The organism is Kouleothrix sp. (assembly GCF_046328425.1).
GTDB lineage: Bacteria > Chloroflexota > Chloroflexia > Chloroflexales > Roseiflexaceae > Kouleothrix.
Map to the genome: position 1 here is coordinate 1 of NZ_JAXLWP010000050.1, position 16187 is coordinate 16187.

Consider the following 16187-nt stretch of genomic DNA (forward strand, 5'->3'; position numbering starts at 1 on the left):
ATTTAATGCCAGCAGCAGCCTGCGCGGGCAGGCTGCTGCTGGGATGCGTACTATTGGCCTTTAGGGGTGCAGGTGTGCGGGCGCCGAGGCCTACCTGCGGCTACGACGAGTAGCAGGATGAACCGTAGGTATAGCCATAGTAGGTGTTGTAGTAGCCGTAGTAGCCGTACACATACGCGTTGTACGCGTAGCTATTGCCCTTGTTCTGGTAATCGGTCAGCGCGTAGTTCCAGCCATAGTAGTCGTATACCGAGGCGTTGTACTCGTAGTTGTAGCCGTAGTACACGTTGCTGTCCAGGTCGTAGTTGAGCGTGTTCACATTGAAAAAGCCCGCGCTGGTCGTTACATGCCCCGAGTTTGCGTACGACTGGCCATAGTACAGGTAGTAGTAGGCGTTGTAGGCGTTGCTCGTGCCGGTGCCATAGACATAATCGTAGTAGGCGTAATAGTAGCCGGCATATGCGTTGTAGCGCCCATAGGCCGAAAACTGCGCGGCGTTGTAGCAGTACGAGCTGCTGTACTGCAGCGTAGCGTCGCGCTGGATGGCCTCGGGGTTGGCGTTCGCGGGCTTCTCTGCCTGCGCCGGGCGGGTAGCCGACTGGTGCAGCTTCAGCTGGTCGGGCGTCAGCACGGCGGTGATATCCTGCTCGATCGTGCCGAGCAGCGCCTTGAGCTGGGTGTTGGCGCGCTGCGCCGCCTGGAAGCTCGCCTGCTGCTGATCGAGCGCGGCCTGTGCGACGCTCGGGTCGGGCACGAAGCCGTCGGCCGGGGGCGCGATATCGCCGTTGAGCTGGTTGCCGGCGGCCGCGTCCTGCTCGGCCAAGCGCTGGGCCGGGGCCGGCTTCACCGCCTGCGAGATCGCGGGCAGCTGGCTCGCCAGCGCGGCAGCGTCGGCCGAATAGCGCCGCAGAATCGCGCGCGTGTCTTTGAGCTGCTGGGCGCTGAGGCTGGCGCGCAGCGCCTTGGCATCGCGGATGGCGTCCGGCTCGCCCGACGGGGCCACCAGCCAGGGTTTCGGCGCCGCCTGCGGGTGGGCTTTGGGCGCCTGGGCGCTGAGCATCGCTGCCGGCACGATCAGGGCGGTCGCAATCGCCCCCAGCACGGCCGCGCGGCGCAGTTTGCTGAGTACTGACATGGTCTCACTCCTTTTCGCTAACCCTACTATGTATGCTCGTCGGCGGCTTGCGTAGTGGCAAGCCAGCCCTTGTAGCCTTGGGCTCGCTGGACTTCTGCTAGCGATTATTCGGCTGTTTTTTCGTGTTGTACTTACTGAACGGCGCACATACCCTTTTTTGAACCACATAATCGTTGAATTTAGGGCCAATTTTGGCCAACCTCCGCGCGAAACAATAAATGCCCGCGTTTGCCATGGCATGCCACAGCATGAACGCGAGCAATAGCGGAGCGAAGCCTTGATTATGAAAACAAGCTAGATGACATCGGCAAACGCTTTTTTCGTTTTCATAAACCAGGTGTAGCCCAACAGCATCACCGAACCTGTAGCCACGAGCCATAGCCCTAGCCCGGCCCAGCTTGGCACCCAGCCCCACAAGACTACCCGGCGCATATTTTCGACTACTGAAGTGAGTGGGTTGAGCCGAATAACCGTCTGGAAAGGCGCCGGGATTGCCTCAAGCGGGTAGAAAATCGGCGTCACAAAAAATAGCACCTGCACCACCAGCGCAACAACATAGCTAATATCGCGCACAAACAAGCCCAGGCTCGAAAGAAACCAGCTGAGGCCCAAACACAAAAAGAGCAGCGGTAGCACCACCACCGGTATGAGCAGGAGTGTCCAGGGCGGTATGCCATTGATAATCACGCTGGCGACAAGCAGTATCAGCAGGCTTATAAGCCCGTGAAACAGCGCTGCCCCCAAGCTGCTGACGGCCAGAATCTCGAGCGGAAAGACGACTTTTTTCACATAATTCGGCACGCCGACAATCATCGTGGGCGAGCGCGTCACACATTCGCTAAATACATTAAAAGTTATCAGGCCGCAGAACAGCGTAATCGCAAACTCGCCAAGGTTGTCGGTTTTAGCATTCGGCCAGCGCGATTTGAAAACAATGCCGAAAACAAATGTATAGATCAAGAGAAGCACCAGCGGGTTCACAAACGACCATAGAATGCCAAGAAATGACCCTTTGTAGCGGCCTTCGATCTCGCGGCGGGTAAACTGGCGGATGAGGTCGCGGTGCCGCCAGAGCGCGCGCACCATATGCAGCGGGTTGAGATACTGGCGCACGCCCGGCGATTGGGCGGTAATAGTGGTTTGCGAAATGCTCGGGCCGATCATAGCTATTCCTTGCCAGCAACTGCCGGGTTTGTTACCAAATGCACAATCGGCGCGCATTATAGCACGAGTACCAGGCCTCTTCGTTTATGTACACCAGAAACTTGGTGGGGTTTGGGGGCAGCAGCCGCCCGCATTTCTTTTCTTGTGCGGCGCCCGGCAAAGCCGGGCCTGACAAGCACAAGTAATCAAACGGAGTTGGTATAACTCGTGTCACTCACAGATCTCAGCGCACGCCAAGCAGCAAGTCGACGGTCAGCTGGTCGAGGCGCTCGTAGCCAAGGTTGCGCGCGCCCAGCGCCCGCCGATCGAACGCGCGGCCCTTCAGCTCGGCGGCAGCGGCGCGGCTGTACACCGGCGCCGACTGATCGCCGCCATTGATCTCGGCCAGCAGCGCCTGGATCTCGCCGTCGGCGGCCCACTGCCGCGCCTTCTCCTTCAAGATCAGGTAGGTGCGCATGCAGCCGCGCGCGAAATCCTGCACGCCCTCGTAGCCCTCGGTGCGGTAGGCGTGCGCGTCGAAGTGCCGGCTGCCGGCGTAGCCGACCTCTTCGAGGAACTTCACCAGAAAGAACGCGCTCTTGAGGTTCACCGCGCCAAAGCGGAAATCCTGGTCGTAGCGCCCGAATGCCTGATCGTTCAGGTCGATGTGGAACAGCTTGCCGGCGTCCCAGGCCTGCGCGACCCCGTGCAGGAAGTTCAGGCCGGCCATCTGCTCGTGGGCCACCTCGGGGTTCACGCCTACCATCGACGGGTCGTCGAGCGTGGCGATCAGCGCCAGCGCGTGGCCCACGGTGGCCAGGTAGATATCGCCGCGCGGCTCGTTGGGCTTTGGCTCGAGCGCGAACTTCAGATCGTAGCCCTGGTCTTTGGCGTAGGCGCACAGGAAGTTCAGCGCCTCGCGGAAGCGCTTGATCGCCTCGAGCGGATCTTTGGCCGCGTCGGTCTCGACGCCTTCGCGCCCGCCCCAGAACACATAGACCTTGGCACCGCACTCGACGCCCAGGTCGATCGCGCGCATGGTTTTGTGCAGGGCATAGGCGCGCACCGCCGGGTCGTTGGCGGTGAAGGCACCGTCCTTGAACGCCGGGTCGGTGAACAGGTTGGTGGTGGCCATGGGCACCACCAGGCCGGTATCGGCGAGCGCCTGCTTGAACTCTTTGACGATCTGGTCGCGCTCGGCGGCGGTAGCGTCGATCGGCACCAGGTCGTTGTCGTGGAAATTGACGCCATACGCGCCGACCTCGGCCAGCGCGTGTACGATCTCGGCGGCCGAGCGCGACTGGCGCACCGGCTCGCCGAAGGGGTCGCGCCCCATGTTGCCGACCGTCCACAGGCCAAAGGTGAACTTGTCTGCCGGCGTGGGTGTGTAGCTCATGATCTGCCCCTTTGCTGATTTTCAGGTGGCGCGGCCGACGTGGCCACGCCAAAGACTCACGATCCTATTCGCCTTCGCCCCAAGCAAGCCGCGCCGTGCCCAACGCCGCCGCGCCGGGCGACGAGCCGCCGATCAGCGTGGCCGGCTGCCCGCTCTCGCGCGCGTAGGCCGCCGCGATCGCGCGGATGGCTTGCTCGCTGCCGGCGCGCGCCAGCAGCGCCACCGTGCCGCCGCTGCCGCCGCCGGTGATCTTGGCGCCGTAGACACCCGCCGCCACCCCCGCCGCGCGCGCCAGCTCCACCAGCCGGTCGGTGCCGTCGGCGCCCAGGCCACACGCGCTGTAGCTCGCGTGCGACTGGTACATCAGCTCGCCGAGCAGCTCGGCCGCTTCCTGAGCACGCGCGCTATCGCCCGCTTCATCTTCCGGCAGGCGCTCGAGCAGCGCCCGAAACAGCCGCACGCGCGCGTGCTCGTAGATCGGGTGGGCGGTGGGCTGCCGCACCGCGTAGCCGCGCGACGGCTCAACGCGCGTGACCGCGTCGGTGAAGCCGCCGTAGCGCTCGAGGAACTCGGCGCCGCCGATGCGCTCGGGCACGCGCGCGCGGAAGTGCTGCTCCCACAGCGACGGCGCAATGTTCGCCAGGTAGCCGCCCCAGCGCGCGTCGTCGATCGCCACGCGCCCGGCGCCATCCGGCCGCACCGGCAGGCCGGCCAGGTCGGCGATGATCCGGTAGCCCATGAACGCGCCAACCCGCACCGAGCCGTAGTCGGCGCCGCTGACGGCGTGGCTGATGCCCGAGTCGATGCCCCACACCTCCAGCCCACGCGGCAGCGCCACCGGCGCCTGCAGCTCGGCCGGCTGGCACAGCAGCGCCATCAGGCTGCCGGCCTGGCCGCACGCCGCGGTCATCTGGTCCATCACGCCGCAGGGCGCGCCCACCACCAGGTTCTCGGCGCGCTGGCAGAGTATCGCCAGCTCGCGCCCGCCGAGCGCCAGGCCGTAGTGCGCGGCCAGCGCCGCCATGGCCGCCACCTCGATCGCCGCCGACGAGCTGACGCCTTTGCCGGGCGGCACCTCCGACCCCACCAGGATGCGCAGCCCCGCCGCCGGCGCCAGCCCGCGCTCGCGCATCAGCACCACCAGGCAGCCCAGCACATACGCCGCCCAGCTGGCGCGCGCGTCGGCGCCGAACAGCGCGCGCGCCGCCGCGTACTCGATCGGCCGCCCCGGCGCGCCAAGGTCGGCCAGCTGGTACGCCACCTCCGGCGCCGCGCCCAGGTCGCTCGCGCCCAGGCTGCGCACGACAATCGCCGGCTCGGGCGCGCCCTGCACCGCCGCGAATGTCGCCAGCGCCAAGGGCAGCTCGAGCACCAGCGCCCCCGAGTAGTCGGCGATGCCGCCCATCAGGTCGAGCCGGCCCGGCGCGCGGCCGACCACAACCGGCCGCTCCGGCGCGAAAAAGCCGGCGTGCGCGTTCAGCGTAGCCAGAAACCGCTCGGCATCGGGCGTCGCGAGCGCGCTTTCATAGCGCCACATGGCTCCCCCTTGTTCGGCTGGCAGAAACACGATACCTGCGAACCCACTGCTCTGGCGGCCCGTCACTCGCCGGCCGGCGGCCCCGCCGTGTAGTGCAGCGTCGGCTGGGCGCGCAGCTCGGCGGCCTTCTGCTCGGGCGAGGTGTCGCTCAGAAAATTGCCGCCGCCGATCTCGGGCCCGGCCAGGTACTTGAGCGTATTCGGCCGGCGCAGCGGCGGCAGAAAGCCAATAAAACAATGGAAATCGCGGTAGTCGCCGCCGTCGGTTGGCGCCTGGTGCAGCGGCATCACATACGGGAAGCTCTGGCGCCACAGGTTATCGAAGCGCACGGCCACGTCGCGCAGCGCCCGCGCCAGGCTGGCGGCCTCGGCGTCGGCCAGGGCGTATATGTGCGGCACGGCGCGCTTGGGCGCCACGTACACCTCGTAGGCATAGCGCGCGAAGTAGGGCACGAACGCGATCGCGTGCTCGTCTTCGAACAGGATGCGCCGGCCGTCGTGCTGCTCGGCGGCGATAACATCGGCAAACAGCGCGCGCCCGGTGTCGGCGCGGTAGCGGCGCATCGCCGCCAGCTCGGTCTCGAACGTCTTCCAGGCGAAGTTGGTGGCGTAGATCTGGCCGTGCGGGTGCGGGTTCGAGACGCCCACCACCTCGCCTTTGTTCTCGAAGATCAGCACCTGGCGCACCTCCGGCCGCGCGCCCAGGTCGCGCGTCTGCTGCTGCCAGGTGGCCACAATCGCGCCGATCGCGTCGTCGGCCATCTCGGCCACGCTCAGGTCGTGGCGCGGGCTGTAGCAGATCACGCGCGCCAGGCCGTCGGCGCGGCGCACGCGGTAGGGCGCGGGCGGCGCGGGCGGCGCTTCGGGCGCGGCCGGGCCGACGCACGGGTGGTCGTTGTCGAACACATACACGCCGGTGTAGGCCGGGTTGCGCGCGCCGCCGACGCGGGCGTTGCCGGGGCACAGGTAGCAGGTGGCGTCGTAGGCGGGCGGGCGCGCGCCTGCGTCGGGCACGCTGGCGCCAAGCCAGGGGCGGCCCTGGCGGTGCGCGGCGATGATCACCCACTCCTCGCGCAGCGGGTGCCAGCGCTCCTCCCAATCGCCGCCGGATGCTGTGGGGTGGCTCATGCGTGCCCTTCTGCTGCTGCCTTGGCCGGTGCGTTGGCAGATTGTACCACGCTCCGCCAGGCACGCGAAAAAGAGCGCCGCCACGCGCGCAGCGTTGGTGGCGCATGCCTCAGGGCGCGCACGCAGGTGCCGGTATGCCCTGAGGCACGAACGCACGGCGCTGCACGCCGGCACGGCGCAACGCGGGTCAATTGACGGCCGATCGGCATCCCGCTATACTCAGAGCGTCGAATTCAGCCAGGGGGTGCGTACCGTGCCGCTCCAGATCTACATCGGGCCAACGCCTGGCAGCTCGGCCGAGCGGCTGGCCCTGCGCGCGCTCGCGCTCGACCTGCGCGGCCGCGCCCAGGCCGCGCGCGCCGACACCGCCGTGGCGCTGCTGCACTTCACCGCCGGCGGCGCGCCGGTCGATCTCCTGCTGCTGCGCCCGCACGCGGCGATCGTTGGCCTGGTGCGCAGCTACCGCGCGCCGGTGGCGGCGCTGCCCGGCGCGCGCTGGGCCTACCGCGACACCGGCGAGCCGATCGTCGAGGCAGGCGGCGCCAGCCCGATCCAGCACGTGGCCACGCAGCGCGACGCCGTGGCCGAGCGGCTGCACCAGGCCGCGCCGGATCTGCTTGGCACGCCGCCCGAGGCGCTCCCGTTCGAGCGCTTGATCGGTGCGCTGATCTGTGCGCCGATCGCCCACCCGGACTCGCAGATCTCGCTGGCGATCGCCGAGCACCGCCGCCAGCTCAAGGTGCTGGGGCTCGACGAGCTGCTGCCGCTGGCCGACATGGCCCGCCTGAGCGTGCAGCTCGCGCCCGAGGCCATGCACGCCATCGCGGCCGACGTGTTCGGCGGGCGGCTTTGGCACGACGGCGCGCGCTTCCTGTTCGAGCTTGCGCCGCCGCGCTTTCAGCTGCGCGTGCTGCCGGGCGGCGCGCGCCCCGAGCGGGTGCTGCCGCTGATGGAGGGCGAGAATATCGTGGGCCGGCGGCGCGCGCCACAGGGCAACGAGTACCGCATCGCGCTCTCGGGCGACGAGCTGATCTCGGCCGATCACGCGGTGCTGGCCTGCGGCGACGACGACCAGGTGCAAGTGCGCGATACCAGCAAGAACGGCACCTGGCTGACCTTGCCCGGCAGCCACGAGGAGCGCATTCGCCGCGCGCGCGCGCTCGCGCCCGGCACGGAGCTGCGCATGGGCATCACGCGCCTGCGCCTCGAGCGCTTCGGCGAGCCGGCCGGCGCCGAGGCCGAGGCCTGAGCGCCTTCGCCAGGCACACGATCACGAAAGGGGCACGCGATGGGCATAAAAGCGTGGCTGTACCGCGGCGGGCGCCCGAACTGGCTGGCGCGCGCCATCAACCGTGGCTGGGCGGCCGTACACTCGCTGGGGATCGCGCCGAACTACCTGGTGACGCTCGAGGTGCCGGGCCGGCGCTCCGGCCGGATCATCAGCCTGCCGCTCGCGATGGTCAGCCTCGCCGGCGAGCGCTACCTCGTCTCGATGCTCGGGCCCGACGCGACCTGGGTGCGCAATGTGCAGGCCGCCGCCGGCAACGCCACCATCCGCCATGGCCGCCGCGAGCAGGTGCGGCTGGAAGAGGTGGCGCCCCAGCTGCGCGCGCCCATCCTGCAGCTGTACCTGCGCCGCGCGCCGGGGGCGCGGCCGCACCTACCCGTCGACAAAGACGCGCCGCTGGCCGAGTTCGAGCGGGTGGCCGCGCAGTTCCCGGTGTTTCGGGTGCTGCCGCGAAAAAGTACCGCGTAAGCCCTGCCAAGAGCACGAGCTACGTGGTGGGGGTTCGGGGCGGCTTTGCCGCCCCCCGCCGAGAAAGCGGCTTCCTCCTTGGCTAGCGCCGCGGGCCACGGCCGTGGCCGCGACAGCCTAGCCAAAAGAGTGATTTTTGTATTGGGCAAATACACCCTGCACGGTGGGGGTGCGGGACCCTGCACGGTGGGGTGCGGCTTCGCCGCCCCCGCGAAATCTTGGGGGGGGGGGGGGTCCCCCGCCCCGCACCATAACCAATGTGCAGCATGTGCTTGCCCAACACACAAAAGAGTGATTTTGGAGGGCGTGCGCCCTCCAAGCCTCCCACGCGCGAGGATACCGCGTAACTCGCGTCAATAGCCGAGCGCAAAGATAAGGAGCATCTACAGCCCATGAGCGAGATTGCCTACTGGCTGCTCAAAACCGAGCCCGAGGCCTACGCCTACGCCGATCTCGAGCGCGACGGCGCAACGGTGTGGGATGGAGTCAGCAACAACGCCGCGCTGCTGCACATCCGCGCCATGCGCCCAGGCGACCAGGCGCTGATCTACCACACCGGCGACGAGCGCCAGGCCGTCGGGCTGGCCGAGATCACCAGCGCGCCCTACGCCGACCCGCGCCAGGCCGACCCGAAGCTGGCGGTGGTGGACATTCGGCCGCTGCGCCGGCTGGGCCGCCCGGTGACGCTGGCGCAGGTGAAGGCCGACCCGGCCTTTGCCGACTTTGCGCTGGTGCGCCAGGGCCGCCTCTCGGTGGTGCCGGTGTCGCCCGAGCAGTGGGCGCGCCTGATGGCGCTGGCCGGCGAAGAATAAGCCCAAGGCCCGCGAGCGCTGCCGCCGCGCCGGAAGATGCTATAATGCAGCTCTCTACGAACCATACGCTGCATGCTAAGCATAGTGACAATAGGAGAAAGCAATGGCGCTGCCCGAGTTTCGCAACGAGCCATTCACCGATTTCAGCAAGCCCGAAAATAGTGCCGCGATGGAGCAGGCGCTCGCCGCGGTACGAGCCGAGTTTGGCAAAACCTACCCGCTGATCATCGGCGGCGAGCGCATTAGCACCGAAAAGACGATCGCCTCGCTCAACCCCGCCCGCCCGAGCGAGGTGGTCGGCCGCGTCGCCAGCGCCAGCGTCGAGCAGGCCAATCGCGCGATCGAGGTGGCCAACGCCACCTTCGCGAGCTGGCGCAAGGTGCCGGCCGCCCAGCGCGCCGACTACGTGTTCAAGGCCGCGGCCGAGCTGCGGCGCCGCAAGTTCGAGATGGCCGCCGTGATGGTGTACGAAGTCAGCAAGAGCTGGGCCGAGGCCGACGGCGACATCGCCGAGGCGATCGACTTCTGCGAGTTCTACGCCCGCGAGATGCTGCGCCTGGCCGGCCCGCAGAAGGTATACCCGATGCCCGGCGAAGACGACCAGCTGCAGTATGTGCCGCTCGGCGCCGGCGTGGCCATCCCGCCCTGGAACTTCCCCTGCGCGATCATGGTCGGGCTGGTGGTGGCGCCGATGGTCGCCGGCAATACGATCGTGCTCAAGCCGGCCTCGACGTCGCCAATCATCGCGGCTAAGTTCGTCGAGGTGCTCGAGTCGGTCGGCGTGCCGCCCGGCGTGGTGAACTTCGTGCCCGGCCCCGGCGGCAGCGTCGGCGACGCGCTTGTCGACCACCCGCTGACGCGCTTTATCGCCTTCACCGGCTCGAAGGAGATCGGCCTGCGCATCTTCGAGCGCGCCGCCAAGCTCCAGCCGGGCCAGAAGTGGCTCAAGCGCACCGTGCTCGAGATGGGCGGCAAAGATACGATCGTCGTCGACGAGACGGCCGACCTGGCGGCGGCAGCCGAGGGGATTGTGTCGTCGGCGTTCGGCTTCCAGGGCCAGAAGTGCTCGGCGTGCTCGCGCGTAGTTGCCGTCGAGCGCGTCTACGACGAACTGCTCGACCGCGTGGTCGAGCGCGCCGGCAGCCTGACGGTGGGCGACCCGACCGAGCGCGGCACGTTCATGGGCGCGGTGATCGACGACAAGTCGCGCGATAAGATCCGCGGCTATATCGAGGCCGGGCATCGCGAGGGCCGGCTGGCGCTCGGCGGCGAGGTCGAGACCGAGGGCGGCTACTTTGTGCAGCCGACGATCTTCGCCGACATTCCGCCCGACGGCAAGCTTTCGCAGGAAGAGATCTTCGGCCCGGTGCTGGCGTTTATCAAGGCCAAAGATTTCGACGAGGCGCTCGAGATCGCCAACAACACCGAGTTCGGGCTCACCGGCGGCCTCTACTCGCAGAACCGCGAGCGCCTGGCGCGCGCCCGCGACGACTTCCACGTCGGCAACCTGTACCTCAACCGCAAGATCACTGGCGCGATGGTCGGCGCGCACCCGTTTGGCGGCTTCAATATGTCGGGCACCGACTCGAAGACGGGCGGCCCCGACTACCTGCTGCTGTACCTGCAGGGCAAGAGCATCGCCGAGAAGCTGTAATACGCTGTTCGCTTGATCACGTAGAGATTGTGTTACACGACGTGGCGAAGCCACGTCGTGTAACACAATAAGCAATATGGGGGCGGCTTCGCCGCCCCCAAACCCCCAGCAACGTGTACGCATCAAGCGAATTTGGTACAAGCCTAAGCGCAGCGCGCTGCACCCCAACACGAGCACGAGGCGGCCCCCTAGGGGCCGCCTCGTGCTGTTGGTACCCCAAGGGCCAGCGCGCAGCTACGACACCGGCGCTGCCACGAAATCGATCTCGAGCGTCACGTCGTCGCCGACATTCGCCACAAACGGCACGTTCGGGATCGACAGGTTGTAATCGGCGCGCTTGATCACCGTCGACGCGCTGCCGCTGAGCTTGTCGGCGGCCTCGGGCTTGACGGTGGCCTTGAACACCACCGGCTTGGTAACATCGCGGATGGTCAGGTCGCCGGCGATATCGAAGGAGTATTCCTGGCCCAGCGCGGCCTTGCCGCTCAGCCCGCTGATCGCGGTGGGCTTGAACGTGATGAACTCGTAGCTATCGGTGTTGAGGATGAAGTTGCGGATCGCGCGGTTGCGCTGAGTGCTGTCGGTTTCGAGCGTGCGCGCGTTGATCTGGATCGTGCCTACCTGCACCTTGCTCAGGTCGTCGGGCAGCACCGCGAGCTGGCCGGCCACCTGGTTCGACTTGCCGACCACGTTGGTCGGCTGGCCGCGCAGCACTTCGCTGAGCTTGAAGCGCACCTCCGACTGGTCGGGCACGATTTGGAAGCGCAGCTCGCCGCCGGCGGCCGGGCTCGCCGCGGCCGTAGGCGCGGCAGCTTCAGCCGGCGCAGCTGTAGGCGCGGCAGCAGCCGGCGCGGCCGTAGGCTGAGCCACCGGCGCCTGCGTGCCCAGCGGAATCGCCTGAATCGGGCCATCGGCCGCAGCTGGCTCGCGCAGCAGCAGGTTGTACGCCACCACCCCCACCAGTAGCACCACCACGATCGCACCAGCGATCAGCATCCCTTTTCGATTCACTGACAACCTCCATAAAGCAGTTACGCTGCTACGGCGCGGCCGGGCTGGCGTAAACGCGCCCGTAAATATCGATTGCGAGCGGGGCGCGCCTCGCTCGCAATTGCCACGTACGCCGTGTAATTGCCGAGAATATACGCGAGAAAACTGAGAATCTCAGGATAGCAGGATGAGAGCCGTGTGAGAGATCGGCGCATGCGGCAGGCCTGATTGGCACGCACGGCAACCAGCCTGGCACGCGCGCCGCCGCCCGGCTCTCCTCCCGCAGCGCCCGCGCGCGCCTCCCCAATCGCCAATTAACCTGTTTTTAACCCACATACGCCGAACCCTAGTAACGATGAGCAGCGCCAGAGCATTTTTTGTAGCTTTTGGTGCTGCCGCTGTGATATCGTAGCGGCAGGTTAAGAACTGGTTAACGCACCTGAACAACCGAATAGCGCAACAGGACGCACAACTGGTTCAACCAGATCACACGCATCGGAATATTCGCACTCGTGCATCGCAGTATAAGGAGAACACCACTATGCATCCCAGCTTCATCACATATAACCCTAGCAGCCTGCAGCGGCGGATCGCGCGCCTGCTGGCGACCATCGGCCTGATCATCACGACGCTTGCCGGCGCGCTCGCGCAGCCGGCCGCCAGCCACGCGGCCCCAGCAGCGGCCGGCGGCCCGCTGGTGCTGGTGCAGCCCGCCACCGGCGGCTACCTCGGCAGCAGCGCCGAGCTTGCCCAGCGCATCCAGCTCGCCAACCAGGGCGTCGAGCCCTACAAGTCGGCCTACTCCAACGTCGTCGCCTTCGCCAATGGCAAGCTCGGCGCCAACCCCGCCCCGCAGAACCCGCTCAACATCAGCGGCACCACTGGCCCGTTCGTCGACGACACCGCCACCGCCTATGGCCTGGCGCTCGCCTACAGCGCCACCGGCGACGCCCGCTACGCCCAGAAGGCCCGCGCCTTCATCATGGCCTGGGTCACGACCACCAAGAGCACGACCAACGCCTGCCCCGACAGCGGCTCGTGCCAGACCGCGCTGATCATCAGCCGCGTGGCGCCGGGCTTCGTGTTCGCCGCCAGCCTGATCAAGCCCTCGGGCGCGTTCAGCACCGCCGACGATACCGCCTTCCGCGGCTGGCTGCGCAGCGTCATTCTGCCCACCGCCTCGACGCGCACGAACAACTGGGGCGACGCCGGCACGTTTATGCGCATCGCGGTGACCGACTACCTCGGCGACGCGGCCGGCTTCAGCGCCGCGATTGCCAAGTGGAAGTCGCTGGTCGACCTGATCGCCGCCGACGGCCACATCCCCGAGGAGACGCGTCGACTCCGAGCGGCCTGAACTACACGCAGGAAGCGCTCATTCGAAGGTGGCGGCGGCGGTGATTGCGCAGCGGCGCGGCATCGACCTGTGGAGCTACGGCCGCTTCAAGCTGGCGATCGACTACGCCGCCAAGTATGTGGTGGCCCCGAAGAGCTGGCCGTGGGCCGGCGGTGCTGGCCGCGCTATCCACCCGCTGTGGGAAGTGGCGTACCAGCGCTGGCAGAACCCAGCCTACCAGCCGATCATCAAGCAGCGCCGGCCGTATGGCGTCGATGGCCACTCGGCGGTGCGCTGGACCACCCTCACCAACGGCCTGCCATTCTAACGAGCACCACATCCTAGCAGGCCTTCACACTTCCGGGGCCGCGCCAATGGCGCGGCCCCGGTTTGCATGTTCCGGCTGATAATTTGCTTTCACGAAGCCCGGCTTCGCCGGGCGGGGCATCACAAAACAAAAGTGATCAAGGTATAATGCCACTACCAGCACGTATAAGGAGCAAAACAATGCAGCTACTGTTGGCCAAACCGGCATACCGCAGTGCGCTCGCGCTGCTCGCGCTGTCGGCCCTACTGCTCAGCGCCGCGCCCGCCCGCGCCGATGCACCAGCCCTTGGGGCACCAGTCGCGCGGCTCGCCCGCTCGCGCCGCCAGCCGGCGCAGCCGAACATTCCACTCTCCTCGGGCTACTCCACCTTTATCCCCTGGGCACGCCAGGAGCGCGGCCTCTCCGTCGATCCGCAAAGCCGCCAGCAGTCGCGCGATTTTTACCTGCAGCACTACCTGGCTTCGAATGGCGCCGACGCGAGCTGGACTGGCAGCCAAGCGAGCTGCACCCCCGGCGACACCAGCCAGAGCTTCCAGCAGGCGGTGCTGCGGCGGATCAACTACTTTCGGGCGATGGCCGGCGTCCCGGCAGATGTTAGCTTGAACGCAGACTCAAACCGCAAAGCCCAGGCCGCAGCACTCATGATGAGCGTGAACCACCAGCTGAGCCACTCGCCGCCCTCGAGCTGGCTGTGCTACTCGGCCGACGGCGCCGATGGCGCGGGCAGCTCGGATCTCTACCTGGGCGTCTACGGCCCCGACGCGGTCAGCGGCTATATCAAGGATCCGGGCGCCTCCAACAGCTTTGTGGGCCACCGCCGCTGGGTGCTCTACCCGCAGACGCAGGAAATGGGCAGCGGCGACATCCCGCCAACCCAGGCATACCCGGCCGCCAATGCGCTGTTCGTCTTCGATGCGCACCTGTCCGACCCGCGGCCGCTCACGCGCGAGGCATTCGTGGCCTGGCCGCCGCCGGGGTATGTGCCCTACCAGGTGGTGTTCCCGCGCTGGTCGTTCGCCTACGACGGGGCCGATTTCTCAGCCGCCACGGTGACGATGCAGTCGAACGGGGCATCGCTCGCGCTCGCCCAGGCGGCACCCGCCACGGGCTATGGCGAGAACACGCTGGTGTGGATCCCGCTTGGCCTGAGCGACGACGCCAGCTGGCCCGGGCCCGCCGCCGACACCCGCTACACCGTCGGCATCCACAATGTCTTCGTCAATGGCCAGAGCCAGGATTTCGCCTACGACGTCGTCGTGTTCAACCCCGAGCCGTAGGCCACCTGTGGTAGAGCAGAACTAAACCGGCTGATCACGTGCTGTATGTTGTGGCTCGGGGGCGGCTTCGCCGCCCCCGAAATCTGGCGCTGCCCTGCCCGGCTTCGCCGGGCAGGGCAGCGCTAAAGAAAGCGATCAAACGGCCGAAACTAGCGCGGGCGCACCGCCGGCGGCGGCATGATCTGCTCGCCTGGCGCAAAGCTGTGCGTCAGCGTGCCGAAGCTTACAAAGCCGGCGCCCTCGGGCCACTCGCCCTGACGCTTCAGAATACCAGGCAGATCGTGCGCCAGCAGCCGCTGGTACTCGGCCGCTGCCGGCTGATTCGGCTCAGCGGCGACTTGGTAGGTGTAGAAGCGATTGACCATCTCGAGCATCGACCCGCGCGTGAGCGTGACATTGTTGTCGATCAGGAACTGCACCCCGCGATACAGCGCCCCCCGGCCGGTGGCCGCGTCGACATGCGTGTAGATGCTGGTGTCGCCGCGCCGCCAGGCCAGCTCGGCCAGCGACACCATGGCCTCGAGCGCGAACTGCGAGTAGCGCGCCGCCGCGCCGTAATGGTCGGCGATCGCGGTTGTGTCGCAGTCGTACTGGCGGCGCAGCTCGTCGGGGATGCCGCCGTCGGGGCGTATCATCGACTGTGAGCCGCTGCCGTCGCAGCTGGCGAAGCTGAACTCGCGCATCTTGCCGTCTACTGCCGCAACGTGCAGCTGCAGTGCATCGCTGTACATGGTGTGTGCGTCTACCTTCACGCAGTTTTCGAGCGTGCCGGAGTCGCAGGCGTACTCGGGGCTCACCTCGTACGCGCCATCCTGGTTTTTCACAATGCCCTGCACATACAGCGGCGCGGCGTCGCCGATATAGTCGGCAATCACGGCAGTGGTGAGCCGGCCCCAGGCTCCCCAGTTATTCACCCGCGTGAAGGCCGCGTTGTACGGGTAGCGCACAATCACTTCGCCCAGCCACTGCTTGAACTGCTGGGCGTCGGCGCTGCTGCCAAACGGCTCCGCCTGACCGCTTGGCGTCCAGTCGGCCAGCAGGTCGGCGGCGTACACGAAGTTCTGCGTATACACCGACAAATTCAGGCGGGTGTTGTGGTCGTAGTCCTTCACCTGCGTGCCCTCGGCCGGCAGCGCCATGATCCAGTCGCGGGCGCGCTGGGCATACTCCTCGGCAGTCTCGGGGTCGCTGTCGCGCAGCAGGTTGTAGGCCAGCGCCCACGCGTACACATACTTGGCGCCGGTCGAGAAGTAGGGCGGGTTATTAATATCGTCGTTGATATTGATCAGCTTCGGCGGGTCGATTGGCGGGCGCGCGAGCGCGTCGGCGGCAAAGGCCAGCTCCGATTTCACCGCCGCGCGGTATGGCTCGGCCTTGGCTGCCGCAAGCGCCGCGATCCGCCGCAGCTCGTTTGGCGTCGTCAGGTAGCCGCGCGCCAGCGTCGGCAGCTTGAGGTAGGCCGACGGGTCGGCGTTTGGCCGTGGGCGCGCGGTGGGCTTTGGCAGGCTCGGCGCCGGCGTAGGGCTAGCCGGCTCGGCCGTTGGCTTGGCGACGATCGCGGCCGTTGGCTCGGGCGTCGCGGTGGCATCGGGCGCGGGCGTCGGCGCGGCGCAGCTTGCCAGCAGCGCGCCAATCACCACGCATGCCAACCAGGCCAGCACGAGCTGGCCAGATGTACGCCGTGCAGGTCGCATAG

At 67.2% G+C, this 16187-nt stretch carries 14 protein-coding genes; 7 read left to right on the plus strand and 7 right to left on the minus strand.

The window, feature by feature from the left end; translation table 11 throughout:
• Positions 1–100 precede the first annotated feature (100 nt).
• From U0177_RS28365 to galT, 5 genes are all read right to left on the minus strand, one after another.
• Positions 101–1135, minus strand: a complete 1035-nt coding sequence (locus U0177_RS28365) for a hypothetical protein (RefSeq protein WP_409574059.1) — start codon at positions 1133–1135, stop codon at positions 101–103.
• A 294-nt stretch (positions 1136–1429) separates the two neighbouring features.
• Positions 1430–2299 carry an ABC transporter permease gene (locus U0177_RS28370; protein WP_409574060.1) on the minus strand — a complete coding sequence of 290 codons (870 nt, stop codon included), beginning with the start codon at positions 2297–2299 and terminating at the stop codon, positions 1430–1432.
• Between the two features lie 223 nt (positions 2300–2522).
• A complete protein-coding gene (xylA, locus tag U0177_RS28375) occupies positions 2523–3674 on the minus strand; it encodes a xylose isomerase (RefSeq protein WP_409574061.1) in 1152 nt (383 codons plus the stop codon).
• A gap of 64 nt (positions 3675–3738) precedes the next feature.
• The gene (locus U0177_RS28380) at positions 3739–5211 is read right to left on the minus strand and encodes a galactokinase family protein (protein WP_409574062.1); all 1473 of its coding nucleotides are present in this window, start codon (positions 5209–5211) and stop codon (positions 3739–3741) included.
• A gap of 62 nt (positions 5212–5273) precedes the next feature.
• Entirely contained in the window at positions 5274–6338 is a 1065-nt protein-coding gene (gene galT, locus U0177_RS28385; RefSeq protein ID WP_409574063.1) for a galactose-1-phosphate uridylyltransferase, read from the minus strand.
• 253 nt (positions 6339–6591) lie between these two features.
• Between galT and U0177_RS28390 the strand changes: the two genes are divergently transcribed.
• The 4 genes from U0177_RS28390 (at position 6592) to pruA (ending at position 10560) form a co-directional block, all read left to right on the plus strand.
• Positions 6592–7587 carry an FHA domain-containing protein gene (locus U0177_RS28390; RefSeq protein ID WP_409574064.1) on the plus strand — a complete coding sequence of 332 codons (996 nt, stop codon included), beginning with the start codon at positions 6592–6594 and terminating at the stop codon, positions 7585–7587.
• A 39-nt stretch (positions 7588–7626) separates the two neighbouring features.
• Entirely contained in the window at positions 7627–8094 is a 468-nt protein-coding gene (locus U0177_RS28395; protein WP_409574065.1) for a nitroreductase family deazaflavin-dependent oxidoreductase, read from the plus strand.
• Between the two features lie 401 nt (positions 8095–8495).
• The gene (locus tag U0177_RS28400; protein WP_409574082.1) at positions 8496–8906 is read left to right on the plus strand and encodes an EVE domain-containing protein; all 411 of its coding nucleotides are present in this window, start codon (positions 8496–8498) and stop codon (positions 8904–8906) included.
• A gap of 103 nt (positions 8907–9009) precedes the next feature.
• Complete coding sequence (gene pruA / locus U0177_RS28405; RefSeq protein ID WP_409574066.1) at positions 9010–10560, plus strand: L-glutamate gamma-semialdehyde dehydrogenase; 1551 nt, start codon at positions 9010–9012, stop codon at positions 10558–10560.
• A gap of 234 nt (positions 10561–10794) precedes the next feature.
• On the opposite strand, the gene U0177_RS28410 is transcribed toward pruA, so the two are convergent.
• Positions 10795–11571, minus strand: coding sequence for a YceI family protein (locus U0177_RS28410; protein ID WP_409574067.1), 777 nt, complete (start codon positions 11569–11571; stop codon positions 10795–10797).
• Positions 11572–12091: 520 nt separating this feature from the next.
• Between U0177_RS28410 and U0177_RS28415 the strand changes: the two genes are divergently transcribed.
• The 3 genes from U0177_RS28415 (at position 12092) to U0177_RS28425 (ending at position 14491) form a co-directional block, all read left to right on the plus strand.
• A complete protein-coding gene (locus tag U0177_RS28415; RefSeq protein WP_409574068.1) occupies positions 12092–12907 on the plus strand; it encodes an alginate lyase family protein in 816 nt (271 codons plus the stop codon).
• A gap of 40 nt (positions 12908–12947) precedes the next feature.
• The gene (locus U0177_RS28420; RefSeq protein ID WP_409574069.1) at positions 12948–13214 is read left to right on the plus strand and encodes a hypothetical protein; all 267 of its coding nucleotides are present in this window, start codon (positions 12948–12950) and stop codon (positions 13212–13214) included.
• Positions 13215–13393: 179 nt separating this feature from the next.
• A complete protein-coding gene (locus U0177_RS28425; protein WP_409574070.1) occupies positions 13394–14491 on the plus strand; it encodes a CAP domain-containing protein in 1098 nt (365 codons plus the stop codon).
• 149 nt (positions 14492–14640) lie between these two features.
• Here the strand turns inward: U0177_RS28425 and U0177_RS28430 are convergent, their stop codons facing one another.
• Positions 14641–16185: an alginate lyase family protein gene (locus U0177_RS28430; RefSeq protein WP_409574071.1), complete on the minus strand. Its 1545-nt coding sequence runs from the start codon at positions 16183–16185 to the stop codon at positions 14641–14643.
• Positions 16186–16187: the final 2 nt, after the last annotated feature.